The organism is Carboxylicivirga litoralis (genome assembly GCF_025499605.1).
Classification (GTDB): Bacteria; Bacteroidota; Bacteroidia; order Bacteroidales; family Marinilabiliaceae; genus Carboxylicivirga; species Carboxylicivirga litoralis.
Genome location: NZ_JAFMVC010000113.1, coordinates 1 through 692, shown reverse-complemented (window position 1 = coordinate 692; position 692 = coordinate 1). Strand labels below are relative to the sequence as shown.

1 protein-coding gene is annotated in these 692 nt (G+C 39.3%); it reads right to left on the bottom strand.

The window, feature by feature from the left end; genetic code table 11:
- Nucleotides 1–692, bottom strand: a 692-nt coding sequence (locus J1N10_RS20980; protein ID WP_262328681.1) for a toprim domain-containing protein, incomplete at both ends; no start/stop codon positions are given.

Here is a 692-nt window from a genome sequence, read left to right as displayed (position 1 = left end):
CAGAATAAGGCTTCAAAAGTAAAGTTTGATATTTGCTTCGGGTTCTTTCCTTCAACCGTCCAATAAGCTCCATCTTCTTCATAAAACTGATTGGTCAGAAGGTTCTCCTGTTGTTCCTTTTTAAGCTTGATTATATCGCTGATATTTTCCTTTTTCTTAACCTTCTTCTCGTTAGGCTGACTATAATCCTTTAAAGCATCCTGCCATGCTTTTTTGGGTTTAATCTGTTCAGAAACAAAGTCGAGATAAACCTCCTGGTTCGTTTTATCATAGCAGCATATCAAGGCAGCCATACGTTTTATTACTTCCGATTTCTTTACAGGGTCATTTGCAAAGCGGTCTGCGAATTCAGCCGTTTTGTAGATGATGTAATCCTCCTGTTGTTCATTGTACTGAAGAAACGTTTTGTTGTCGGTAAAAAGAGAATCAGGGTCTTGTTTTTCCGGGAGTACCAATACCGAAACATGAAATTGATTCTTAATCAGTATTTCTGCATTTCGGCACATGGCATTTCGCCCGGCATTATCGCCATCATAAATAAGTGTAGCCTTGTTGGTATATTTTTTCAGGAGCTTTGCCTGTGCATTGGTGAGTGCAGTTCCGCAAGTCGCAACTGTGTTTACCACATCTATATCGTGCATCCGAAGCACATCGGAATAACCTTCAACTATATATGCTCTGTCATTGTTTTT